General features: G+C 66.1%; 19 protein-coding genes. 11 read left to right on the forward strand and 8 right to left on the reverse strand.

Going from position 1 to position 23,829, the window contains the following annotated elements; genetic code table 11:
* The first annotated feature begins 135 nt into the window (after positions 1-135).
* Entirely contained in the window at positions 136-357 is a 222-nt protein-coding gene (locus H5T65_05305; protein MBC7258643.1) for a hypothetical protein, read from the forward strand.
* Positions 358-553: 196 nt separating this feature from the next.
* Here the strand turns inward: H5T65_05305 and H5T65_05310 are convergent, their stop codons facing one another.
* The gene (locus H5T65_05310) at positions 554-2,245 is read right to left on the reverse strand and encodes an NFACT family protein (GenBank protein ID MBC7258644.1); all 1,692 of its coding nucleotides are present in this window, start codon (positions 2,243-2,245) and stop codon (positions 554-556) included.
* Position 2,246: 1 nt separating this feature from the next.
* Positions 2,247-3,188, reverse strand: coding sequence for a polysaccharide deacetylase family protein (locus H5T65_05315; protein MBC7258645.1), 942 nt, complete (start codon positions 3,186-3,188; stop codon positions 2,247-2,249).
* Positions 3,189-3,370: 182 nt separating this feature from the next.
* Here H5T65_05315 and H5T65_05320 point away from each other — a divergent pair, with 182 nt between their 5' ends.
* From H5T65_05320 to H5T65_05365, 10 genes are all read left to right on the forward strand, one after another.
* A complete protein-coding gene (locus H5T65_05320; protein ID MBC7258646.1) occupies positions 3,371-4,363 on the forward strand; it encodes a flippase-like domain-containing protein in 993 nt (330 codons plus the stop codon).
* A 481-nt stretch (positions 4,364-4,844) separates the two neighbouring features.
* Positions 4,845-7,619, forward strand: a complete 2,775-nt coding sequence (locus tag H5T65_05325) for a cation-translocating P-type ATPase (GenBank protein MBC7258647.1) — start codon at positions 4,845-4,847, stop codon at positions 7,617-7,619.
* Positions 7,620-7,645: 26 nt separating this feature from the next.
* Positions 7,646-8,383: a hypothetical protein gene (locus tag H5T65_05330; protein MBC7258648.1), complete on the forward strand. Its 738-nt coding sequence runs from the start codon at positions 7,646-7,648 to the stop codon at positions 8,381-8,383.
* 11 nt (positions 8,384-8,394) lie between these two features.
* Positions 8,395-10,458, forward strand: a complete 2,064-nt coding sequence (locus H5T65_05335; protein MBC7258649.1) for a response regulator — start codon at positions 8,395-8,397, stop codon at positions 10,456-10,458.
* 13 nt (positions 10,459-10,471) lie between these two features.
* A complete protein-coding gene (locus H5T65_05340) occupies positions 10,472-11,608 on the forward strand; it encodes a response regulator (GenBank protein MBC7258650.1) in 1,137 nt (378 codons plus the stop codon).
* Between the two features lie 518 nt (positions 11,609-12,126).
* Positions 12,127-12,885, forward strand: a complete 759-nt coding sequence (gene phnC, locus H5T65_05345) for a phosphonate ABC transporter ATP-binding protein (GenBank protein ID MBC7258651.1) — start codon at positions 12,127-12,129, stop codon at positions 12,883-12,885.
* A gap of 28 nt (positions 12,886-12,913) precedes the next feature.
* On the forward strand, positions 12,914-14,641 hold the full coding sequence (gene phnE / locus H5T65_05350) for a phosphonate ABC transporter, permease protein PhnE (GenBank protein MBC7258652.1): 1,728 nt from the start codon (positions 12,914-12,916) through the stop codon (positions 14,639-14,641).
* 36 nt (positions 14,642-14,677) lie between these two features.
* Positions 14,678-15,154: a hypothetical protein gene (locus tag H5T65_05355; GenBank protein MBC7258653.1), complete on the forward strand. Its 477-nt coding sequence runs from the start codon at positions 14,678-14,680 to the stop codon at positions 15,152-15,154.
* Positions 15,155-15,227: 73 nt separating this feature from the next.
* The gene (locus H5T65_05360) at positions 15,228-16,676 is read left to right on the forward strand and encodes a glycosyltransferase family 39 protein (protein ID MBC7258654.1); all 1,449 of its coding nucleotides are present in this window, start codon (positions 15,228-15,230) and stop codon (positions 16,674-16,676) included.
* A gap of 69 nt (positions 16,677-16,745) precedes the next feature.
* Entirely contained in the window at positions 16,746-18,368 is a 1,623-nt protein-coding gene (locus tag H5T65_05365; GenBank protein MBC7258655.1) for a hypothetical protein, read from the forward strand.
* A 385-nt stretch (positions 18,369-18,753) separates the two neighbouring features.
* Here H5T65_05365 and H5T65_05370 read toward each other — a convergent pair whose 3' ends face one another.
* The 6 genes from H5T65_05370 to H5T65_05395 are packed head-to-tail and all read right to left on the reverse strand — an operon-like array spanning position 18,754 to position 23,761.
* Positions 18,754-19,644: a hypothetical protein gene (locus tag H5T65_05370; protein ID MBC7258656.1), complete on the reverse strand. Its 891-nt coding sequence runs from the start codon at positions 19,642-19,644 to the stop codon at positions 18,754-18,756.
* Between the two features lie 18 nt (positions 19,645-19,662).
* Positions 19,663-19,917: a MarR family transcriptional regulator gene (locus tag H5T65_05375; GenBank protein MBC7258657.1), complete on the reverse strand. Its 255-nt coding sequence runs from the start codon at positions 19,915-19,917 to the stop codon at positions 19,663-19,665.
* Positions 19,918-19,927: 10 nt separating this feature from the next.
* Entirely contained in the window at positions 19,928-20,704 is a 777-nt protein-coding gene (gene xth, locus H5T65_05380) for an exodeoxyribonuclease III (GenBank protein ID MBC7258658.1), read from the reverse strand.
* A gap of 31 nt (positions 20,705-20,735) precedes the next feature.
* On the reverse strand, positions 20,736-22,808 hold the full coding sequence (gene feoB / locus H5T65_05385; protein ID MBC7258659.1) for a ferrous iron transport protein B: 2,073 nt from the start codon (positions 22,806-22,808) through the stop codon (positions 20,736-20,738).
* Entirely contained in the window at positions 22,792-23,097 is a 306-nt protein-coding gene (locus H5T65_05390) for a ferrous iron transport protein A (GenBank protein ID MBC7258660.1), read from the reverse strand. The genes feoB and H5T65_05390 overlap by 17 nt, the downstream gene beginning before the upstream one ends.
* A 10-nt stretch (positions 23,098-23,107) precedes the next feature.
* Positions 23,108-23,761: a metal-dependent transcriptional regulator gene (locus H5T65_05395; protein ID MBC7258661.1), complete on the reverse strand. Its 654-nt coding sequence runs from the start codon at positions 23,759-23,761 to the stop codon at positions 23,108-23,110.
* Between the last annotated feature and the right edge of the window lie 68 nt (positions 23,762-23,829).

A 23,829-nucleotide genomic window follows, 5' to 3' on the forward strand; every position in this document is an offset into this window, starting at 1 on the left:
TGCTTCAGCGTCGGGCGTAGTACTTCGCGTGGATTCGTGTGATTCGTGGATAGCCGCCGGCCCTTGCGCAAAACGGACTTTTGGAGTACAATAGAACCGTCGGTAAGGTGCCTGAACAGCATGGAGGTGGGTGCCATGACAGAAGCGAAAGAGAAGGAATTCGTGTTTGAGGACTGGGTGCGCGAGGGCATCCGGGGCATTCGGCGAAGCCGGAAGACCCTCTTCCCGGAAGAGTTCCACAAGCACATCAGGGCCGCGCGGAAAGAGGCGCTCCTGGCCTACCGCAGTCTCATTGACGCTGCCATTGAGCGCACCGAGGAGACCCCCAGGAAGAGAACCCAGATCAAGGTAGAATAGCCGAGCGCCCTGGCGCTGACCGCAACGTACATCGCGCCGTTCATCGGGGAGCACACCCTGCGATATGGGTGTGCTTTGCTTTTCCGGGGTACAGGACTCGGTTCCGACCTCTGTTGGTCGCGGCAGGGTACAGGTGCAGTGCACTTCCGGAAGCGCGTCGCTCCTTGCTCACCAACGCAAAGCAGAACCGAGCCGGCTAGGGCGAGACTTCGGCTGCGTCCTCCGGCAGAGACGCCGGCACTACAAGCGTCTGCTCATGGGAGTACGTTACCAGGCCGGGCCTACCGCCGGGCATCCGCCGCACATGCTTCCGCAGCGTCCAGTCCACCTGGGCCGACGGCTCGCCCCGCGCGGCCGAGTAGTAGGCCGCCAGTCGCGCCGCGAAGGTCAGCGCAGGCTCCGACACGGCGCGCCCGCCGCCGCGGATGATCACGTGCGCCCCAGCCACCCCGCGCACGTGAAGCCACACATCCTCCGGCGAGGCCATCTTGAACGTAACCTCGTCGTTCTGGCGGCTGTTGCGCCCCACCAGCACCGTGAAACCGTCTGGCGAGCGGAAGGTCATCGGCCTTGCGGGGCGCGGTCGGGAACGCGGCGTCGGGCGATCGCGGGCATATCCGGCCTCGGCGAGGGCCGCCGCCACCTCCTCTATCTCCGGCCGCGACGAGGCAAGCGCCAGGTCGGCGCTCAATTGGGTCAGGTAGGCTTCCTCTGCCGCCAGCGATTCCAGGCGGCGCGGCACTTCCTCGGATGCGCTGCGCGCTTTGTGGTACGCTTTGAAGTAGCGCTGCGCATTCTCCAAGGGCGTCTCGTCGGGGTTCAAGTCAATGGTCATCTCCTGGCCGGACAGCCCAGGCAGGGTAACGCGGGTCTGCCCCTTGCGGATTTCGCCCAAGTGGTTGAGCAGAACCTGGCCGCACTCCAGCAGGCGGTTGATCTCGTCCGGCGACATCGCTTCGCGCTCCAGCGCCTGCCGGCGTCGGGCGAGCGCCTGGGCGGCGTCGGCGAGGAGGCTGCGCACGGACGCCCGCGCCGCCGCATACGGGTCGGCCGTCTCCCGGGCGGCGCGGTACGTCTCAATCGCCTGGCTCATGGATAGCGCGGGCTGCCACTCGCCCAGGTGGGTGAGTGCGTAGGGGGCGTAAGCGACGATGGTTTCGGCCTGGATGCCCACGCTCGGTGCCCAGCGGCCGGTCTCCAGCGGGGCGAACAGGTTGGCGAGTTCACGCAGGATGCGCTGCGGGTCCGCGCTGCCCGCCCGCGCCAACGCCTCGCGCGCCGCCAGCGGGCTAAGCCCCTGCACCGCGCCCACGAGCGCCCGCTCTGTTGGCATGTCGGCGCGTTCCCGGAGCAGCCGCGCCAGTCGCTCCTCGCTCCATTCGGGCAGGGGGACTCGGTTCTGCGCGGGCGGGGGCACGTAGGCGCGGTTGGGCAGCACCACCCGATAGCGATTCACATCCGGCCCCACGCGCTTGACGCATTCCAGAATCACGCCATCGGAGGAGACCAGGACGATGTTGCTATGCTTGCCCATGATCTCGGCGATGAGGGTGAGGGATTCGCCCGCGCGCTCAAACCGCAGGTGCAGGATGCGCTCCAAGGCGGGCTGATGCACGTCGGCCAGCCGCGCGCCGACCAGGAGTTTGCGCATCTGGAGCAACAGGGGAGAAGGTGTTTCCGTGCCGCGCCGGGGCTTCTCGGCGGCGAAGTGGACGCGCGGATGGAAGGGCTGTGCCGAGAGCACCAGGTCGTGGCGGGCCTGCCCCGCGTACAGTTCCAGGGCCACGGTCAGGGCGTCGGGTTGCACCACGGATTGGACTCGCCCACCCAACGCGCGCGCCCGAATCTCCTGCACCACGGCCGCCAGCGTGAGCGCGTCAAAGAACATCTCACCAATTCCAGGTCAACTTCTGGGCGAATTGCTCCAATGTGTCCGAGCCGCGAATCCGAACCCGCCGCAGTTGGAACATGCCGTCGGAAGTGTGCGTCGCGCCCGCTTGCGACACCACGGCGCCCCAGAAGTAGGCCGACTTCAGCACGTCCACGACGTTCTGGTCGTATTGCCCCGACGGATAGGCGAAGAAGCGGCACGTCTTGCCGGTGCGCTCCTCAATGGCCTCCTTGGAGCCGATCACCTGCCACACGATGTAGTCCACCGGCTTGTTGGTGAGGTCGGCATGGGTGTAGGTGTGCGGCTCCATGTCCATGCCCATCTGGCTCATCACCATCACCTGCGGCCAGGTCAGATAGGCCTCGTCGCCCCGATCAATCGGTTCCGTTACCAGGAAGAACGTCCCCGTGAACCCGTATTTCATCAGCAGCGGGAACGCATACTCAAAGTTGTCGCGGTATCCGTCGTCAAACGTGAGGATGACGGGCTTGGGGGGCAGCGGGTCGCCCCGTTGCAGGTGGCGGTTCAGGTCGTGCAGGCTGATGGACTGGTAGCCGTTCTCCTTGAGGTAGCGCAGTTGCTGCTCAAAGGCTGCGGGCGGCACCGACAGGTCGCGGCGGATCGCATCCGCGCCGCGCGGCGGGACGGAGATGTAGTGGTACATGAGGATGGGCACGTAGGCGGTGCGGGCGATGCCGTCGGGCGTGGGCCACGGCGTTGGCGTGGGCGTGGGCAAGGGCGTGGCCGTGGGGATGGGCGACGGGCACGGCGCGCACGTGGGGGCAGGTGTGGCTGTGGGCGGGGCCTGCGTGGCCGTCGCCGTGGGGGTGGGCCAGGGCGTCGGCGTCGCCGACGGTCGGGATGCCGCACTGCAAGAGGCAAGCAGCGTGATGCAAAGGATTGACGCAACCAGCAACCGTCTGTGGGTAGATGACCTCATGGCCTCCTGCCTCCAAGTGGTAGGTGAGGGTATCGCAGGCGACGGCTTCTGTCAAATCGGGCCGTGGCGCGTTCCGGTGCTTTTGACACCCGCGTGGCCCGAAGGTAGAATGCGTCGCTGTTGCGCACCCAAGACGCACGGAGCGCGAGGAGGGAACCATTCGCACCGCGAAGCCGAACCACATGCGACGAACCATCACGCTGATCCTGGGCACGCTGTTGAGCCTGCTGTTCCTGTGGCTGGCCTTCAGGCAGGTGCACCTGCGCGAAGTGTGGAACGCCCTGCGGCAGGCGAACCCGTGGCTGGTGAGCGCGGCGCTCGGGGCGTTTCTGGCAACGCAGGTGGTGAAAGCCGCCCGCTGGAAGGCGCTGTTCTACCCGGAGCACGGGGCGCGGCGGTTCGGAAAACTGCTGCGTGTCATCTACATTGGCCAGATGGTCAATGCGGCCGTGCCTGCGCGCCTGGGCGAGATCGCGCGGGCCTACCTGCTGGCGCGGATTGAGGCCATCAGCGCCGCCTACGCGCTCGGCACCGTGGTGCTTGAAAAGGCGCTGGACAGCCTCATGCTGCTGCTGGTCGTGCTGGTAACGTCAATCTTCATGCCGTTCCCGTCTTGGGTCAAGGGGTCGTCGCTTGTCGTGAGCGGGGGGATGGTGGCGCTGCTGGCGGCCATGACGGTGCTGTCGCGGTGGGAGAGCCGCCTGCCCGCCTGGGTGGTGCGGGTGGCCGGGCCGGACTCCTGGCTAGGACGCATGGGGGTGATGGCTGCGCTGCAGCGCGCTGCCTTGAGCCTCCGGCCGCTCAAGAGTTTGCGGATGAACCTGGTCCTTTGGGGCTGGTCGGCAGGCAATTGGGCGCTCATGATTCTTACCAACCTGCTGGCTTTCTGGGCGTTTGGGCTGCGCCTGCCGTGGACGGCGGCGCCACTCCTGCTGGCCATCCTGAACATCGGGATCATCGTCCCGTCATCGCCCGGGCGAATCGGGGTGTTCCACTACCTCTGCGTCCTCACGTTGGGCCTCTACGGGGTGGATCCCGCGCTGGCGCTGGCCTGCGGGATCGTGCTTCATGCCCTGGTGTACGTTCCCATCTTCGTCCTTGGCGCCTACTTCCTGTGGCGCGAGAACTACGATTGGTCCAGGCTGGCGGAACTTGCCCCGCTGGAAAACCCGTAGGGCCTCGGGATTCAGCGGCGCGCCCTCGCATGACGGGTATCCGCAAACTTCGGGACCGCGTCCTGGCCGATGGTAGTGTATCTTGTTCGGTGGGAATTGCGCCACCCGGGCTAAAGACGGCGGGTGCAGGTGTGGAGACCAGCCTCTGCGCTCGCAATGGGTCGGCGGCACAACGCCAAAACACGTAGGGCGGCTTTCCATAGCCGCCGCAAACAGGGGGCAGGCATGGAAACCTGCCCTACTCAATGCATTTCATGCTGTCGCTCATCGGTCTGACCAATTTCTACCGAATGTACACTGCCTGGCCGATGGCGAACTTGCCAACCGCGCCCGCTAACGTATAATGGGATATGCGCGGCGGGGCTGCCCGCGCCGCCGGAGCGCCGGGGTATGCGAAGAGGCGGCGTCAGCCGTCGCGCAGATCTGCAACCCGCACGAAACCACAACCGCCCCGCAAGCGAGGGCAACGGGAGTCGGATAGATGACAGCGAATAACGAGACTGCGTGCGAACCCAGCGGCACGCCGATTTGGCATGCGCAACCCATCGGCGCTGTGGCCGATGCGCTGGGGACAAGCCTCTCCTCGGGCCTGTCGCCTGAAGTGGCGGCGGCCCGCCTCAAGGAGTGCGGGTACAACGAACTTTCCGAGAAGCCCCGCCCCAGTTTCTGGAAGCGCCTGTGGGATCAACTCACCAGTTTTCTGGTGATCATCCTCATTGTAGCCAGCCTTATCTCCATTTTCATCGGCGAGTACGTGGACGCGGCGGCCATCATGGCCATCGTGGTGCTCAACGCCGTGCTGGGCGTGATCCAGGAGTCCCGCGCCGAGGAGGCGCTCACGGCCCTGAAGCGCATGGCGGCGCCCGAGGCGCACGTCATCCGCGGGGGGCGGCTCATTACCATCCCCGCCCGAGAGTTGGTGCCCGGCGACCTGGTGGTGCTGGAGGCGGGCAATTACGTCCCCGCCGACCTGCGCTTGGTGGAGAGCGTCAACCTGCGCATAGACGAGGCTTCGCTCACCGGCGAGTCCACGCCCGCGGCCAAGCACGCCGAAGTCGTCCTGGACCGGGGCCTGGCGCTCGGCGACCGCGACAACTCGGCCTACATGGGCACTCTGGTAACCTACGGGCGCGGGCGAGGCATCGTGGTCGCCACGGGCATGCACACGGAAATCGGCCTCATCGCCGACATGATCCAGAGTTTTGAGGAGGAGCCGACGCCGCTCCAAATCAAACTGGATCAACTGGGGAAGTGGCTGGGCATCGCGGCCCTTGTGGTGTGCGCCATCGTGTTTGGCGTGGGCGTGGCACGGGGCATCCCCCCGCTGACTATGTTCATCACCGCCATCAGCCTGGCCATCGCCGCCGTGCCCGAGGGCCTGCCCGCTGTCGTTACCATCTGCCTGGCGCTGGGGTTGCAGCGCATGGTGCGGCGGCACGCCCTGCTCCGCAAACTCCCCGCCGTGGAGACGCTGGGCAGCGCCACAACCATCTGCTCCGACAAGACGGGCACGCTCACCAAGAACGAGATGACCGTGGTGCGCGTCTATAGCGACGGCGAACTCATCACCGTAACCGGCGAGGGGTACGACCCCAGGGGCGAGTTTCGGCAGAACGGGCATGAGGTGGACGTGCGGCGGCCCGGCGGGGTGCGCGATGTGCTGCTCGCCGCGGCGCTGTGCAACGATTCGCGGCTGGAGACCAGCGGCACCGGTGAGACGGGCCAGCAGACATACCGCATGGTGGGCGACCCCACCGAGGGCGCGCTGGTTGTGGCCGCGGCCAAGGCCGGGCTTTGGAAAAGCGACCTGGAAGAGCAGTACCCCCGCGTGGCCGAAATCCCCTTTGATTCCGACCGCAAGCGCATGACCACCATCCACAAGGACGCCAACGGCTATGTGGCGTTTACCAAGGGCGCTGGCGACATCATCGTCTATCTCTGCGACACCTACGAGCAGGACGGCCAGGTGTACCCGATGACCGACCAGGCCCGCGAGCGAATCCTGCGCATCCAGGAGCAAATGGCCAGCGACGCCCTTCGCATCCTCGGCGTGGCCCGCCGGCATTTGGACGCCATCCCGCCCGAAGACCGCATGCACGAAGTGGAGCGGAACATGACGTTCCTGGGCCTCGTGGGCATGATAGACCCCGCCCGGGCAGAGGTCAAGGACGCCATCGCATTGGCCCGCAACGCCGGCCTGAAGACGGTGATGATCACCGGCGACCACGACCGCACGGCCATGGCCATCGCGCGGCAGTTGGACTTGCTCACCCCCGGCCGCCAACTGGTTACCGGCGTGGAACTGGAGCAGATGTCGGACGAGGAACTGTCGGAGATCGTGAACGAGATTGACGTCTTCGCCCGTGTCTCCCCACATCACAAGGTGCGCATTGTGGAGGCCCTCAAGAATCGGGGGCACATTGTCGCCATGACCGGCGACGGCGTGAATGACGCGCCGGCCCTCAAGCGCGCGGACATCGGCGTGGCCATGGGCATCACCGGCACCGACGTCTCCAAAGAGACCGCCGACATGGTGCTCACCGACGACAACTACGCCAGCATCGTAGCGGCCATAGAGGAAGGCCGCATCATCTACTCCAACATCCGCAAGTTCGTGTACTACCTTCTCTCGTGCAACGTGGGCGAAATCCTCGTGGTCTTCCTGGCGACCATCTTCAACTGGGGGCTGCCCCTGAGTGCGATTCAACTGCTCGTGCTCAACCTGGTTACCGACGGCGCCCCAGCCCTGGCGCTGGGCCTGGAGAAGGGCGATCCGGACATCATGGACCGCCCGCCGCGCCCCGTCAACGAGCCCATCATCAACCGTCCGATGGTCATCGGGATCATCACCCAGAGCATCGCCATTGCCGCCGCCACGCTGGCTGCGTTCCTCATCGGGCGCATGTGGTTTGGCGGCACCGAAGTCCACGCACGCACGATGGCATTCGCAACCCTCAGCATCTCGGAACTGCTCCGCGCCTACACGTCTCGCTCCGAGCGGCACCCGCTGATCTCCATTGGCATCTGGAGCAACCGCTTCATGCAGTGGGCCGTGCTGGCGTCGTTGGCGATCATCATGCTCATCATCTACGTGCCGTTCCTGGATCCGATATTTGACACCACGTTCCTGACCCTGCGCGAATGGGAGGTCATCCTGCCACTGGTGTTTGTCCCGGCCATCGTGGCCGAACTCACCAAGTGGGTGTGGCGGCGGCTGGATCAGCGACGCAAGTCGGCGTCTCCATCGCCGGCATAGCCCTCAGAGAGGTAAGCGGTAGAGCCATGGAACCATACGACGACACAGCAGAGCACGAGCGGTTCCTTCGTTGGGCGCAACTCACCTGCGCGGGCGAAGTTGCCGCCATGGTCGCCCACGACATCAACAACGCGGTAACCGGCGTCATGAGTTACACCGAACTGGCGCAGATGGATCTCCCCTCCTGGAGCGAGGCAGGGGCCTACCTGCAGAAATCCCTGGATCAGGCCAAGCGCATCAGCAATCTGGCCAACCACTTGCTGATGATCTCGCACGAAGCCGCGTATGTCCCGGTCAGCGAGGATATCCGTGTCAGTTTGGAAGCGGCGTGCGCGCTGGTGCAGCGGCGGTTGGAGAAGGATGGCATTGCCTTTGAGCGTCGCCTGGACATCGCCGATGCGCGCGTCGTCGCGGACAGCGCCCGACTTCTGCTCACGTGGCTCGGGCTGATCCTGGCGGCGCGCTCTGGGCTGCTCCAGTCGCCGGCCGAGTCGTTCCGTGCGCTGCGGGTTAGCGCGGAGCCGATGCGCCTCGGGGAGAACGCTGCCGTCCGCGTGGTGGTGGATGCCTGCGCCGATGCCTCGCCCCCCGCCTGGTTCATGGGGCAACTCCGTCGGGCGGAGACCGACGGCGCGCCGCTGTGCCGCGAGGCGATGCTGTACGCCGCGGCAAGGGCGCACGTTGCCCGTCTGGGCGGCACCCTGGACCTTCGTCCGACCGATGGCGGGTTCGCGTTTGAGGTGAAGTTGCCGTTGAGCGCTTGAGGTGTGCAGTCGTGAAGCGTATTCTGGTCGTGGACGATGAGGAAAGCATCCGAATTACGCTGTCCACCATCCTCACCAGAGAGGGCTACACGGTTCAGGCTGTGGGCAGTTTTGACGAGGTTACGCAGATTCTCCCTTCCTTCCCCCCCGACACCATCATTCTGGACGTGCTCCTTCCCAAAGTCAGCGGCCTGGACATCCTCAAGTACCTCAAAGAGCAAGGCGTGGACGCCCCCGTGATCATTATCACCGGCGCGCCCGACATTCAAAGCGCGCGCGAAAGCCTCCGACACGGCGCCTACGATTACATCGCCAAACCCTTCACCCTGGACATCCTGCGCCAGTCGGTCAGTCGCGCCATCAAAGAGAAAGAACTCCTGGACGCGCGGCGTGAACTGGAGGAACAGAAACGCCGCTACCAGGAAGACCTGGAGCGCCAGGTTCGGGAGCGCACCGCCGAACTCCAGCGGCGCAACGCCGAACTGGCGGCGCTGAACCGCCTGGGCGCCATCCTCGCCGAATCGCTGTCGCTAGAGGATACGCTCCAGGGGGCATTGGCGGAACTGGTCGCGGCAGTGAGGTCGCCCCTGGGGGCCGTCTATCTCCTGCGCGACGGCTCGTTGTGGCCTGCTGCGGTGGTGGCCCAGAACAAGGCCGTGGCCGACCTGTGGCCGCCGTCTCTGGATGCGTCCGTGCTGGAAATCTCCGCGCCGGGGCCTGCGCGGGCGGCGCTGGAGGTGCTGCCCGACGACCTGCGCAAGGCTGTGGTGGCCGCGGGCGCGGACTCGGCATGGCTCACCGGCCTCATCAGCAAGGCCGAGGCGGAGGGCGTGCTGATCATCGCCGGCGGCGCTGAGGAGCCGGATGCGTCGCTCCTCTCGGCCTCTGCGCGCCAGATCGCCGTGGCGGTGCAGAACGCAAAACTGTTTGAGGAATCGGTAACCCGCCGCCAGCACACCGAAGCCATCATCCAGAACATGGCCGACGGCGTCCTCGTACTGGACAGGCAGGACCGCATCTCGGTGTGCAATCCCGCCTTGCGCAATATCCTGAACATCCTGCACGAAGACCTGCTGGGCCGCAGCATCCACGACTTTCGCGGATTGCCCGACCCTGGGTTGGCCGCGCTCTGGGAAATCGGCGCACCGTCCGCGGATCTGCTGGAGCAGTTGCAGGCTATGGCCTCCAACGACGCGGACGCCACAGGTTTGCCCGCGGTGGTGCGGAGAGAGGTCAGCCTGTCGGCCCCCCTGAACCGCGTGGTCATGGTCTACACCACGCAATTGCAGGACTTGGCCCACAACCCCTTGGGGCAGGTGCGCCTGGTGCGGGACATCACCCGCGAGCGCGAACTGGAGCGCATGAAGTCTGATTTTGTCTCTATCGTCTCGCACGAGTTGCGCACTCCCCTGTTCTACATCAAGGGGTTCATAGAACTGCTCCTGCACGGCAAAGCCGAGGACCCCAAGGTCCGTACCGAGTTCTTGACCATTATCCGCGACCAGACGGATCACCTGACCAAATTGGTGGAAGACATCCTGGACACATCCAAGTTGGAGCAGGGGAATTTCCTGCTCAAGCGCGAGCGCGTTCCCGTGGAGGACCTGATTCGGCAGGCGGTGGCCGATGCCGAGGGGATGGCTGCCAATGCCGGCGTGGCGTTGCGCGTGGAGATCGCGGAGCCGCTGCCGGAGGTCATCGGGGATTTCGTGCGGCTGAAGCAGGTGATGGCGAACCTGATCAGCAACGCGATCAAGTTCAGCAAATCGGGCGGTGCGGCCATCGTTCGCGGCTTGCCCAAGCCGGGAGAGGTCTGGGTACAGGTGGAGGATCAGGGGGCAGGCATCCCTTCCCAAAGCCTGCCTCACGTCTTTGACAAATTCTTCCAGGCCGAGCCCTCGCAAACCCGTTCCTCGGGCGGCGCGGGTCTGGGCCTGTACATCGCGAAGCAGATCATTGAGCATCTTGGCGGCCGCATCTGGGCCGAGAGCGAACTGGGCAAGGGTAGCACGTTCACCTTTGCCCTGCCGGTACAGGAAGACCCCGCCGACGACGGCGACGCGAAAGGCTCGTGAGGAGGATGACCAGATGGCCAAGCGGATTCTTGTGGTAGATGATGACCCCACCGCGCTTCGGCTGATCGGTTACAGCCTGCAACAGGAAGGATACGATGTCCTGACGGCTGCCAGCGGGCTGGACGGCCTGGCCCAAGCGCGCCAGTTGCACCCGGACCTCGTTATTCTGGACATCATGATGCCGGACCTGGACGGATTTGAGGTCTGCCGCAGGTTGCGGGCCGACCCCGTAACGCGCAGGCTGCCCGTGCTCATGCTGACGGCCAAGGGCCAGGTGGCGGACAAGGTGGCCGGGTTCCGCGCGGGCGCCGACGACTACCTGGTGAAGCCGGCTGACCCGAGCGAACTGGTGGCGCGCGTCGCGGCGCTCCTTGCCCGCGCTTCCTACGCCGAGGCGCGGGAGGCGCGGGTGTTCGCCTTCGTAGGCGCAAAAGGCGGTGTCGGCACGACGACGGCAGCGGTGAATGCAGCGGTCCTCCTGGCCAAGGGCGGCCACAACGTTGTGCTGGCCGAGTTTCGCACTACGTTCGGAACGGCGTGTCTACAGTTGAACATTCGGCCGCGCGTGTCGCTGGGGCGCCTGTTCCGCGAGCGCGACACCCGCACCGGGCGGGAGATCATTGGCGCGTTGATGTCGCACGCCAGCGGGTTGAAGGTCCTGGCCGGCCCCCAGCAGCCGGAAGAGTACCTGGAACTGACGCCAGCAATGGTTTCCTCCACCCTGGACGCGCTGCGCCATTCTTCGGAGATGGTGGTGTTGGACCTGCCGGTGTCCTTCTCGCCTGCGTGGCGCGAGGCGGTGGAGCGCAGCGATTTCGTCGCGCTGGTTACGGAGCAGGATCCCACATCCCTGGCTGCCGCCAAGATGCTGCTGATTCTGCTCAAAGGGTTTGGGGTTGCTCCCAGCAACATCGGGGCGCTCATTGTCCATCGCGCGCGCGCATCCACGGAGATGTCGGCGCTGCAGATTTCCAACTTCCTGGAACTGGGCCTCTTGGGGGTGATTCCTAGCGCGCCGGAGGAATGCGCCAGCGCCGCGCGCCTGGGCAGCCCGGTCGTGCTGGCCCAGCCGACGGCCAGCGTCTCGCAGGCGTTCGCCCAGGTGGCCGAGCGGCTCGCCGCCGAGCCGGTCATCCTCCAGCAGTTCTGACCCTGCGCCCCGCGCAGCGATCCGGTTCCAGGTGTCGGCGTCCGTCATGCGAGGGGCGAAGCCGCGAAGTGAACTCGCGCCTATTCGCGTAGATTCGTGTTATTTGTGGATAGGTTATGCGCGACGCACCTCGGAGGTGCGTCGCACGTCAGGTGTGGCGCGGGCCGGGGTCATCCACGGATGACTCGTCGGAATAGCCGCCGGGGACTACGCCCTGTTGTATATTCGCGCAGATTCGCGTTATTCGCGGTTACAGGGGGCAGGTATGGGAACCTGCCCTACGCTCCCTTTGTGTCTTTGCGTCTCCGTGTGGGATATTGTTCTCACACAAAGGCGCAAAGACACAAAGGGGTAAAGGCACGGAGAAAACCTCTTTGTGCCTTGGTGTCTCCGTGTGGGATACTTTTCTTACACAAAGAGTAGGGGCGCAGAGCGGCCATCGTGTTGCGGGCCGTGCCAAAATGGTGTATTATCCGATAGCAGCAGCCGATTCTCGGATTCCTTTCCAGGAGGGGCATGTGCTTGAAATCCAGCACCTGACAAAAATCTACGAAGACGGAACCCGTGCGCTTCACGACGTCAGTTTCACCGTCAAGGACGGCGAATTCGTCATCCTGATCGGCCTGAGCGGGTCCGGAAAGTCCACGCTGTTGCGCTGCATCAATCGCCTGGTGGAGCCTACCAGCGGCAAGGTCATCTGGAACGGGGTGGACATCACGGCGGCTTCGCCGAAAGAACTGCGGGAGATTCGCCGCAACATCGGCATGATCTTCCAGCAATTCAACCTGGTCAAGCGATCCTCGGTGATGACCAACGTGCTGTCGGGCCGCCTGGGCTACGTGAATACGTGGGCCAGCATCCTGGGGCAGTTCAGCAGGGAGGACCGCCAGCGCGCCCTGGCGAGCCTGGAACGCGTGGGCATCAGCGAGAAGGCGTACAACCGCGCCGATTCGTTGAGCGGGGGCCAGCAGCAGCGTGTGGGCATCGCGCGCGCCCTCATGCAGGCGCCCAAACTCATGCTGGCCGACGAACCGGTGGCCAGCCTGGACCCCGCCACCTCGCACTCGGTGCTCAAGTACCTGGAGCAACTCAACAAGGAGGACGGCATTACCGTCCTGTGCAGTCTCCATTTTCTGAGCCTGGCGCGCCGCTACGGTTCGCGCATCATCGCCCTCAAGGCCGGGGAGATCGTCTTTGACGGCCTGCCCAAAGACATTGACCACCAACGCTTCCAGGAAATCTACGGCGAAGAGGCCATAGAAGTGGAGATCGCCTGATGTCCATTCTCGCACGGGGAGAGCAACGATGAGCGAAAACCAGAACGAGGTCCTGCGTCGCGGCGACAAGATCATCGTCACGCGTGGCGTCAGCCGATTCAGGGTGGCCCGGCATCGCCTGACCGGACTTCTCACCGATGTTTTGGCCCTCTGCTATTTGTACGCATCCGTTCGGCTGTTGGTGCTCCAGTTGCCGAAGTACAAGGAAGCCGTGAAAGCAAGCACGGGCCAGCCCGTGCTGTACGTGCCGTGGGCCATCGTCATTTCGGTTGCGATTGTGGTGGCCCTCTTCTGGGGCAGCCTGGGGCGGTCGCTCGGCGGGCGTGTGGGTAACATTGAGTACAGCCGAAACGGGAGCAAGGAGGTATCCCTTTTCAGGCGGCTGCTCCACGCCCTGTTGAACGCCGTCGGCATGGTCCCCGCGTACATCGCACTGTGGTGGCTGCATACCCACAACCCCCGCTTTGAAACGTGGACGCTGGTAACGCTGCCGCTGCTGGTGCTGTTCCTATGGGCGCTGGTGGACCCCAAGGGGCGCACCCTGGTTGACCGGATTGCGGGGGTTGAAGTCTCCTTGCCGGAATACCGCCAGGTGGTGGATCTCCGGGTGCGGCCCCGCCCGTGGTACACCCGCTCGTGGGGCGCGGTGGCGCTGGCCATACTCATCCTCTCCTACACCACCGGCTGGGTGATCACCAAGATTGACTTGGACGCCCTGGTGCGGGACGCGCCTCGGGCCAAGCCCCTGTTTGTGGATCTGGTTACGCCGGACTTGTTTGAGCGGACGCCCACCGACCAGATCGCCCGCGCCAAGTATCAGATTCCCTGCTCGGGCACACCGCCCGCTCCGTCCGAGGTGGTGCCAGGCAAGCCCAGCCTCATCATCACGCGCGGCGGGACCTGCGGCGAGCGCGGCGACCTCATCGCCATTCGGGGCGAGAACTTCGCGCCCAACGCCAAGGGTCTTTTGTTCTGGGTGGATCCCATCGGGATGAAGGATCGTATCCGCGGTATCCAGACCGACGCCGACGGGAAGTTTGAGTACACCTTCAACGTGCCCAACGCGCGTGGCACCGACTACGAAATCCACGAAGTGGAAGCGGTCATCTCGGTGCCTGCCGGGCCCTGGAGGGCGACGGTAACCCTCCGCATGGTCATTGACAAGATGATTGAGACCATATTCCTGGCGCTGATGGCTACCACGCTGGGCGTCATCATCGCCATCCCCATCAGTTTCCTGAGCGCGCGCAACTTGATGATCCACAATCCCATCAGCGCGACCATCTACTACATCACGCGCACCGTCATGAACATCATGCGCTCCATTGAGCCGCTCATCTGGGCGCTGATTTTCGTCGTGTGGGTGGGCATCGGCCCGTTCGCGGGCGTGCTTGCCCTTACGCTGCACACCGTCGCGGCTCTGGCCAAGTTGTACTCCGAGGCGATTGAAAGCATAGACCCTGGCCCGATTGAGGCGGTTACCGCCACCGGCGCAGACCGTGTCCAGACCATCGCCTATGCCGTTGTACCGCAGATGATCCCGCCGTTCATCGCATTCACCATCTACCGCTGGGACATCAACGTGCGCATGAGCACGGTCATCGGGTTGGTGGGCGGCGGCGGTATCGGCTTCCTGCTGATCCAGTGGATCAACCTGCTCCAGTATCGGCAGGCGGCCACGGCGGTCTGGGCTATTGCCCTGGTCGTGGCCATCATGGACTACGTGAGCGCCATCGTGCGCGAAAGACTGGTCTGATCCCTGGGCGTTGCCCGGGCTTCACGGAGGGAAACGATGAACCTGCTCAAGCGCAAGTTGCCGGAACCTGTATCCGCCTGGATGCTCCTGGCGTGCGCGGTGATCCTTGCGGCGCTCCTGGCGGGCAGTCTGGGCAGCGCGGGGGCCTCCATGCTGTTCCAGTCGCCCATCTCGCCCCCAGGGCCAAGCCCCACCGACACGCCCGTGGTTACGGAGGAGCCGACTGTAGTCCGCACGCCGACCGTCATCTACGTGGAGCCGACGCCGTTCCCCACGCCTGGGGAATTGCCGCCGGCGCTGCCCACAACGCCGGGCCAGCCCACAGTCCCGCCACCTCCGACGCCGGAGTTGCCGACGTTCACGCCGGTGCCCATCACCCCGGCCCCAACCGTCGCCCCACAGCCCACCGCCGGAGGCCCCACGCCCGTGCTGTGGATCATCGTCGGGCTGGTGATCGTCGGGCTGTTCGTCGTGATCGCGATCTCGCCCAAGAAGCCCAACGCGGAAGAATAGCCTCGCTGCGCGGCGAATCTCCAACCAGAGCGCGCCGACCGAAGGCGCGCTCTGGCGCATGTGAGCCAGAACGGTGGCGCGAACGGCGCGTTTCTCAAGAAGCGGGAGCCTGTGGCTGGCGGCGCTGACCATCGCCGCCTTTGCCGTCCGCATGGCGCGCATTGGGTTCCAAAGCCTGTGGCGCGACGAGGCGGATGCCATCCGCTTCGCCACGCAGCCCATCGGCGGCCTGGCCCGCATGTTCCTCACGCCGGGCGAGAACGGCCCGCTCTACTACCTGGCCCTCCGCCCCTGGCTGGCGTGGTTCGGCGAAGGCGAGGTCGCCCTGCGCGCGTTCTCCGCGGTGGCCGGCGCGGCGCTTGTCCCGCTCATGTTCCACCTGGGGGCGCGGCTGTTCGGCCGTCGGGTGGGGTGGCTGGCTGCGGGCCTGACCGCCGTGGCCCCTTACGCGGTGTGGTATTCCCAAGAGGGCAAGATGTACGCCTGGGTGGCGCTCCTGGCGGCGGGCAGTTTCGCCCTGCTGTGGTGGGGCCTGGAGGGCGGCCCCTGGTGGGCCTGGGCAGGGTACGTGCTCCTCACGACCGCCTCGCTGTTCGTCCACTATCTGGCCGTCTTGCTGATTCCGACGTTCGCGCTGGTTTTTCTCGCCGGGCTGCGGCGGTGGAGGCCCCGATTGAAGGCGTATGCGGCGAGTCTGGCGGTGGTGGGCGTGCCCTGCCTGGCGTTCGCCGCCTGGCAGGTGCCCGCGCTCCTGTCCGGGTTCCGCACGGGCCATCCCTTCGTGCCCTTGAGCCAGGCGGTGGCGAGCGTCGTGTTCGGCTTCAGCGAGGGCGTGCGACCGCTGGACTTGTTCTGGGCGCTGGTGCCGTTCCTGCTGTGTCTGCTGGCGGCGTGGGGATTCTCGCGTTCGGCGGCTGCGGACGGCGACTCATCGCGGTTGCCGGTTCTCGCCTGCACGCTGTGGTGGGCCGTGCCCTTCGCCCTGCTGTTTGGCATTTCGCTTCGGTCGCCGCTGTTCGTAGAACGGTATCTCATCACCACGCTGCCGGCGTTCCTGCTGCTGGTGGCGACGGGGTTGGACGCTCTGCTGCGCCGCGCCCGTTGGCTGGGGGTCGCGGCCGCGGCGGCGATCCTCGTCGTGTCGGCGCGCGGCGTGTGGGTGCAGGCGACGCAACCCATCAAGCCCGACATGCGCGCCGCCGCGGAGCACGTCTGCCCGCGCCTGTCCGCCGACGATGCCGTCATCTTCCTCATCCCGCACGTGGGGCCGGTGTTTGCCTACTACTGCGCCCGCGCCTACGAGGGCATCCCCGCGCCCTATGCCAACTCCGGGCAGGACGCCGACACCATCGCCCGCGCCCTAAACCAAGCATTGCAGGACAAGCGAAGGGTCTGGCTCGTGGAGTCGGAGGCGCACCTGTGGGACGCGCGGGGGCTGGTGCGCAGCGCGCTGGCCGAAGGCTGGACGCCGACCGACGACCGGCAGTTCACGCTGGTGCGGGTAACCCGCTACGTTCGCTGAATCGTATCGTTATCCGCAACGCGGGGTTGCAACGAGTAGGTGCGGCCAGTTGCCGCACCGGAAGGATGCATGATGCGAAACTTCATCTGCTCCGCGCTCATCATCCTCTCGCTGCTGCTCGCCGCATGTGCCGGGCCGGCGCCCAAGGCCACCAAGACGCCGCGCCCGTCGCCCGCGGCCACCGCCATTGCGTCGCCCACGCCGTCGCCCGCAACCGGCGGGTGCGCGTTCGGCGTGGAGTACATGCTCCCCGGTGGGCTGGCCGCCGCGTATGCGGGACTGGGCGCGGGGTGGGCGCGCTCCAACACCACCACGCAGTTCTCGTGGGGAACCATAGAGCCGCGAGCGCCCACGGCCGACGGTTCGCATGTCTATGATTGGGGCAACGCCGACCGCATCGTCGCCGAATGGCAGAGCGCCGGATTCCGCATCCAGGTTTACACCAACGCCAACAACGCCTGGGCCTCGTCCACAAGGCTTCATCACATCCCCGACCCCCAGTACATGGACGACTACGAGGAGTTCGTCTTCAACCTGGTGGAGCGGTACGATGGGGACGGCGACCGAGACATGCCCGGCCTGAAGGCGCCCATCCTCCACTACACCGTCGTGGAAGAGTGGACGGCCTACTTTGAGGGCACGGCGGACGACTACCTGAAGATTCTCGCCGCCGCCCACCGCGCCATCAAGCGGGCCAATTCGGAGGCGCTCGTGGGGCTGGTGGACTTCTTCCTGATAGACGTGTTTGACGGCAGTCCATCGCCCGAGGAGATTGAGCGGCGCGCTGCCAAGGACAACCCCCTGCGCCATCCCATGAGCGAGGTGCGCGAACTGCTGCGCCACCCCGACCTGTTTGAAGTCGTGGAGATTCACTCCCTCGGCGATTACACCGAACTGTACCCGACGGCCGAGTGGCTGCGCGCCGAGATGCACAATAACGGCTACGAGAAGCCCATCTGGATCGGCGACGCACTGCCCGTTTCGTCGCTCCTCATGGCGCGGGGCGCGCCTGCGCTCCTGCCCAGCGCCAGGGACGAGGATTTCTACACGCTCGCGCCCATCCGCCCGCAGGATGCGCTGCGCACGCTGGGCTGGCTGGACGCAATACGGGATGCGGCGTCGCCGAAGCACGACGCGGCCGTGCGGTGGTGGCGGGCACTGCAGGCGCGAGAGGTCGTGAAAAAGACCGTCGTCGCCATCCACGCGGGATACGCCGGCATGAACCTGGCGTGGCTGGTGGAAAGCCCGCTGACGCAGACGCCCCGCATGACCGGCAGTTGGGGCTACCAGGGGATGGTGGACGCCCGATTCAACTTCCTCAAGCAGGCGTGGGAGGTGCAGTCGCCCTGGCCGGTCTTCTACGCCTACCAACTCGCCATCGGCAAACTGTCCGGCTACAGCACAGTGGAGCGGCTGAACCTGGGCGAAAGTGTCTACGCCTACCGCTTCGCGGTCCGCGGGAGGCCCGTTTACGTCCTGTGGCGCGAGGCGGGGCGGCTGTACTTCCCCGACGAGGCCGAACCCGCGCCGGTGTCGGTCCGCGTGCCGCTGGACGCCGCGCAGGCGCTGGTTACGCACGTCATCACCGACATCGCGCAGGCGGAGCCGAAGACCGAAAGGCTCGCCGTGCAGGGCGATGGGCTGTCGCTCCTGCTCGGCTCCACGCCGGTGTTCGTGGAGGCCGAACCGTAGGGCATCGTCCCCACACGGGGCACGAGGGCACAGAGGGAGCCTCTATCTCCACGAATAACACGAATCTACGCGAATAGGGGTTCTCCGCGTTTGAGCAGGCTTGGTGCTTACTTATCCTGGGAGGACCGAAGCGGCTCCACTTTCCCTATGAGGAGCGTTCGCTGCCTCTCCGCGCGCGGACAGGAAAGGGGAGGGTTCGGGAGGGGTTAGGTGAGGTTAAGCCCGCGGCGGCTTTCCATAGCCGCCGTAGGCAGGCGGCAGGTATCCAAGTTGCGACACACTTTCGGAAGCGCGTCGCATCTTGGCCGCCAACACAAGTTCATACCCCCGTCCGGTGGGGTGCGCGAGCGACACGGCGATTCGTGCCTGAGTGGCCGTGAGACGATCAGCCCCGGGCGCCCCCACCGCCCGCGCCTTGCAAGAACGCGCGCGCGGCGTCGCGAATCTGCGCGATGGGCAGCGTGGCGACGGCGCGCAGTGGGCGCTCCCACTCCAAATGCCGGATGAACTCGCGGCCCAGGCAGTGGCCCGTCTGGCTGCGCCCCTCAATGCTGTACCACGAGCCGAAGAAGTCGCGCACCGCCTCGCCCGAATCCACTCGGCGGAGAAACTCGGCGGCCAGCGTTGCCCGGCGCGCGGCCCACCACGCCGACGGCGTCGCATCCCCACGTGCGGGCCTGGCCTCGTCGGCGAGAATGGCCTCGGCGCACCGCACGGCGAACCCCTCGCTGTACAGCAGGAACAGCGGGTCGCCCTCGTTCGCCGCGGACTCGTCCCACTCGTTCCGCCAGGCCATGTGCGCCAGGTGGCCCAACTCGTGCGCCACGAGCCGCTCCAGCCCCTCGCGGGTGTGCCACCCCTCTTCGGCGATGTTCTCCAGCCCCAGCAGGCAAGCGGGGCGGCCCTCGTACCGCGTCGCCCAGCCCGCGCCGCAGCCGATGCCCACGTAGATGACGAAGCGCACGTCAAAGTCCAGGTTCACGGTCGCCTGCGCCCGCTCGTAGACGGCCACGCACACGTGCGGAAGGAGATCTCGCGCCGCCTGCATCCACGGCAGGCGTTCGGGCAGGCGGGGGAAGATTCGGTCTGCGGCGATGTCGCGCCAGTCCACGCCTTGCGCCGTGTAGTCGTTCACCTGCTTGCGCAGGAGTTCGGGGTAGCGGGCCATGTAGTCGGCGCGCCATCGGTCCACCTGGGCCGGCGGCGGGAGATCCGCAGCCGCAACCCAAAACCGGAGGAAGTCGTCCCACGTGTCCAGGATGCGGCACGTCGCCATCGTAGCCTCTGGTGGGGGTCAGAGACCCTTGCGGCGCGCCTTGTCGGTGAGCGTCCAGATGCGCTGGGGGGTGCCGACGGAGCAGACCGACGCGCTGGGACATCCGGCGCACTTCGCCTCGCACCCGCCCGCGGCCGGCTCCAGGTAGCCCAGGCGCGCCAGGTCGGCCAGCATCCGATCCAGCGTGTCGCGGCTCACACCCAACCCGCGCGCCAGGGTATCGGGGGTATGCGCCCCGCCGCGCGCCAGCAGCCGCAGAAGGTCTTCCAGCATTCGGCCCGTCCTACACGTCAAACTCGGCGACGAGGACCGTGTGATCCGACGGCTTCTCGGCCATGCGCGGCCCCAGGTCAATCCACGAGGCGGTGCACCGCCGCGCCAGCGGCTCGGTGGCCCAGATGTGATCCACGCGCCAGCCCACGGCCCGCTCCAGCGACCCGCGGATGCGGTAGTCGTAGTACGTGTACTGACGGGCCTCGCCCGGATGGTGCAGGCGGAACACGTCCACAAACCCCCATTGCCGGATGCGCTCCAGGGCGGCGCGGGCCTCCGGGTGGAAGTCCACGTGGTCCTTCAGCCGCTTGGGGTCGTACACGTCTATGTCCTCCGGCGCGACGTTGAAGTCGCCCACCCACACGAGCGGCTTGTCGGGCGCGTAGTGCCGCGCGAAAAAGTCCCGCAGCCTTGCCAGCCAGCGGAGTTTGTACTGGAACTCCGGCGAGTCGGCCGACCGCCCCTGGGGAACGTAGGTGTTCACGATGGGAATGCCACCCACGACGGCGCGGAGGAGCCGATGCTCGTCGGGTTCGTCGCCGTCGTCCAGGCCGAAGGCTACCCCTTCGGGCTTCGTGCGGCTGAACAGCGCCACGCCGCCGTAGGCCTTCTGGCCCTTGAAGACGATGTGATAGCCGGTGTCCGCGAAGGCGTCCAGCGGGAACTCCGAATCCTGCACCTTGATTTCCTGGACGGCGAGCACGTCGGGCCGCTCCTTCGCCAGGTAGTCCAGAACTACGGGGATGCGGCTGCGAATGGAGTTGACGTTGAACGTCGCGATCTTCATCTTTCACCCTCCATGCGCGTTCTCGCGCCCATTATACACCCCAGCCCACCAGGCGCGCCAGTTGGTACGCGCCGATGCCCACGGCGAACGAGACGACAAACAGCATCCCCACGCTGAGCGCAGTCCACTTCCACGAGCCTGTCTCCTGGCGGATGGTGGCGACCGTGGCCGCGCACGGGATGAAAAGCACCTGCACGATGAGAAACGCCAGCGCCGAGGCCGGCGTGAGCAGCGTCGGCAGAACCTGCGCCAGGCCGGTCCCTTCCGCGCCCAGCAGGACGCTCAGGGTGGCGATGGTGTTCTCCTTGGCCACGAAACTGGTGAGGAGCGCCACCATCATCTGCCAGCCGACGCCCAGGAGCGCCCCCAGCGGGGTGAGGAAGCGCCCCACGGCGGCCAGGTAACTGGTGTCCACCTGGCCGTGCGGCAACACCGACAGCGCCCACACCACCACGGACACGATGAGGATGATGGTGCCCGCCTTGCGCACGAAGCCCATCGTCCTCTGCCACACCGACAGGCCGATGGTGCGGGCGTTGGGTTGGTGGTACAGCGGGAGTTCCATGATGAACGCCACGTGCTCGCCGCCCAGCACCAGTTCGTGCAGCGCAATGCCCACCACCGCGAGCACCACCAGGCTCAACGCGATGAGGCCCCAGGATACCCAGATGGCCGCCGACCCGAAGAAGATGGGCGCGAGGACGGCCACCACCGCCATTCGCGCCGTGCACGGGACCAGAGGCGCCACCAGGATGGTCAGCAACCGCGCCTTGGGCGAATCCACGATGCGCGCGCCCATCACGGCGGGGACGTTGCAGCCGAACCCCAGGAACAGCGGCAGGAAACTCTTGCCGTGGAGGCCCATGAGGTGCATGAAGCGGTCCATGACGTAGGCAGCGCGGGCCATGTAGCCGATGTCCTCCAGCGCGCCCAGCACGGCGAAGAAGATGACGAGTATGGGGAGAAACGTGAGGACCATGCCTGCCCCGCCGATGACGCCATCGGCCAGCAGGCCCACAACCCACCACGGGGCGCTCGCCAGGGCAGTCCGAACCCACTCCGCGCCCGCCTGAACCAGGTACGTGTCCAGAAAAGCCTGAATCGGCGACCCGATGGTATAGGTGAGCCAGAAGATGGCCCCCAGGACGCCCAGCAGGAGGAATAGCCCCCAGAGCGGATGGGTGGCCACCTTGTCTATGCGGTCGGTCAGGGTGATCTGGCCGGCCTTGGGCACGGTCAGGGCGGCGCGGGTCATGCGGCGCACCCACTCGTAGCGCCCGCCCGCGATGGCGAGGATGGCATCCTCGTGCCTCATGAGCACACGATGCACGCGCTCCCACTGCTCGGGGTTCAGGCGCGCCCGCATCATCTCGGTGATCTCCTCGTCGCCCTCCAGCATCTTGAGGGCCACCCAGTCTTCGGGATAAGGCTCGGGCACGCTGCCGGCGATGAGGTCCGCGATTTCGGCCAGCACCTGGCGGTGGTCTTCGCGGATGTCCGGGCGACACACGCCCCGCGGCCCCTCGCGGTACACGCGCAGCACCGTATCCACCAGTTCGCGCACGCCCTGGTTCTTGGAGGCCACCATCGGGACGACGGGGAGGCCCAAGGCCGCCTCCAGCACGTGCGGCTCTATGCCGAGGCCCTGCTGCTGGGCCACGTCCACCATGTTCAGGGCCAGGACCACCGGCGCGGGCAGGCAGAGAATCTCGGAGAGTAGGTACAGGTTGCGTTCCAGCGAGGCCGCGTCGGCCACCATCACCACCACATCGGGACGCTCGCGGATGATGTAGTCGCGCGTGATGCGCTCCTCCAGCGAGTTCGCCGTCAGGCTGTAGGTCCCCGGCAAGTCCACAATCTGGATGTCCACGCCATCGCAGCGGTGGATGCCCTCCTTGCGCTCCACCGTCTTGCCCGGCCAGTTGCCCACGTGCTGATTCAGGCCGGTGAGCAGGTTGAACACGGTGGACTTGCCCACGTTGGGCTGGCCCACCAGGGCAACTCGGACGGTGCAGGCGCCCGCGGGCAGCGATGGGCCGTCGCCCTCGGCGCAGCAACCGAGCACGGATGAAGCCGAGCGCGCGGTTTCATCGGGATTCTTCATGCGACTTGTCTCCATTGAGCGTGATCCAAACGCGCTCCGCTTCGCCCCTGCCCAGCGCGATGCGGGTGCCGCGAACAAGCACAATGACCGGCCCGCGACCGAAGTTCTGCATCATGGTAACGGAAGCGCCAGGGGTAAATCCGAGCGCGGCCATGCGTGTCGTGAACCCGCGCCCCCCCTGGAGTTCGGCGACGGTGCCGGTATTCCCGGAAGGCAAGGCGCTCAGCGTGATGCGTTGGTCGGACTTCAGGGCTGCGTCGTGTGCAAGGGTGTGGTTTCTTGTACGCATGATGATCACCTCACTTCCGGTCTACGAGAATTTGCGAGGCCAGGTTTCTGCCAAGCGCCAGGAGGGCCTCGCCCACGCGAAGGGTCAGGGGGCCGTCAAACGGCGCAATTTCCTCCACCACGACCGGCGTCCCCGGCCGCAATCCCAGTTCGCTCAGGTAGGTGAGCACGCCAGGCTCCTCCTCGGGCACCTGGAGGACGACGGCGTGATCGCCCGGCGCCAGATTTGCCAGCGGGAGCCCGCCGCGGCGCGGGACCTGGCCGGCAGCGGTTGGCACCACATGCCCGTGCGGGCAGGTGTCGGGTTCGCCCAGAAACCGCTCCAGGCGGTCTATCAAACTCGCGGACGACACGTGCTCCAGGCCGCAGGCCGCTTCGTGTGCCTCCTCCCAGGGCATGGCGAGCACGTCCACGAGGAACCGCTCCCACAGGCGATGCCGACGCAGGACGTTCAGGGCACGCGCCTCGCCCTCGGCGGTTAGGGTTACGCCCTTGTACGGGGCATACGCCACAAGACCGTCCCGCTCCAAGCGACGCACCATCTCGTTGGCGGATACGGACGAGACGCCCAGCCGCTCGGCCAGGGCGGGAATGGCCGCCGGCGAGCCGTCCTGGATGAGTTTGTAGATGGCCTCCAGGTACTCCTCCGCGTTTTGCGACATCATTTCGGGACTCCGCGAGTGATGATTAGGCAAACCTAATTGCAAAGATTAGGATGGCCTATTATATCATG

Source organism: Chloroflexota bacterium, assembly GCA_014360805.1.
Taxonomy (GTDB): Bacteria; Chloroflexota; Anaerolineae; order DTLA01; family DTLA01; genus DTLA01.

Excerpts from the sequence above, each read along its gene's own strand:
- H5T65_05305 (MBC7258643.1), top strand. The coding sequence starts at position 136 with ATGACAGAAGCGAAAGAGAAGGAATTCGTGTTTGAGGACTGGGTGCGC.
- H5T65_05310 (MBC7258644.1), bottom strand. The coding sequence starts at position 2,245 with ATGTTCTTTGACGCGCTCACGCTGGCGGCCGTGGTGCAGGAGATTCGG.
- H5T65_05315 (MBC7258645.1), bottom strand. The coding sequence starts at position 3,188 with ATGAGGTCATCTACCCACAGACGGTTGCTGGTTGCGTCAATCCTTTGC.
- H5T65_05320 (MBC7258646.1), top strand. The coding sequence starts at position 3,371 with ATGCGACGAACCATCACGCTGATCCTGGGCACGCTGTTGAGCCTGCTG.
- H5T65_05325 (MBC7258647.1), top strand. The coding sequence starts at position 4,845 with ATGACAGCGAATAACGAGACTGCGTGCGAACCCAGCGGCACGCCGATT.
- H5T65_05330 (MBC7258648.1), top strand. The coding sequence starts at position 7,646 with ATGGAACCATACGACGACACAGCAGAGCACGAGCGGTTCCTTCGTTGG.
- H5T65_05340 (MBC7258650.1), top strand. The coding sequence starts at position 10,472 with ATGGCCAAGCGGATTCTTGTGGTAGATGATGACCCCACCGCGCTTCGG.
- phnE (MBC7258652.1), top strand. The coding sequence starts at position 12,914 with ATGAGCGAAAACCAGAACGAGGTCCTGCGTCGCGGCGACAAGATCATC.
- H5T65_05355 (MBC7258653.1), top strand. The coding sequence starts at position 14,678 with ATGAACCTGCTCAAGCGCAAGTTGCCGGAACCTGTATCCGCCTGGATG.
- H5T65_05365 (MBC7258655.1), top strand. The coding sequence starts at position 16,746 with ATGATGCGAAACTTCATCTGCTCCGCGCTCATCATCCTCTCGCTGCTG.
- H5T65_05370 (MBC7258656.1), bottom strand. The coding sequence starts at position 19,644 with ATGGCGACGTGCCGCATCCTGGACACGTGGGACGACTTCCTCCGGTTT.
- H5T65_05375 (MBC7258657.1), bottom strand. The coding sequence starts at position 19,917 with ATGCTGGAAGACCTTCTGCGGCTGCTGGCGCGCGGCGGGGCGCATACC.
- xth (MBC7258658.1), bottom strand. The coding sequence starts at position 20,704 with ATGAAGATCGCGACGTTCAACGTCAACTCCATTCGCAGCCGCATCCCC.
- feoB (MBC7258659.1), bottom strand. The coding sequence starts at position 22,808 with ATGAAGAATCCCGATGAAACCGCGCGCTCGGCTTCATCCGTGCTCGGT.
- H5T65_05390 (MBC7258660.1), bottom strand. The coding sequence starts at position 23,097 with ATGCGTACAAGAAACCACACCCTTGCACACGACGCAGCCCTGAAGTCC.
- H5T65_05395 (MBC7258661.1), bottom strand. The coding sequence starts at position 23,761 with ATGATGTCGCAAAACGCGGAGGAGTACCTGGAGGCCATCTACAAACTC.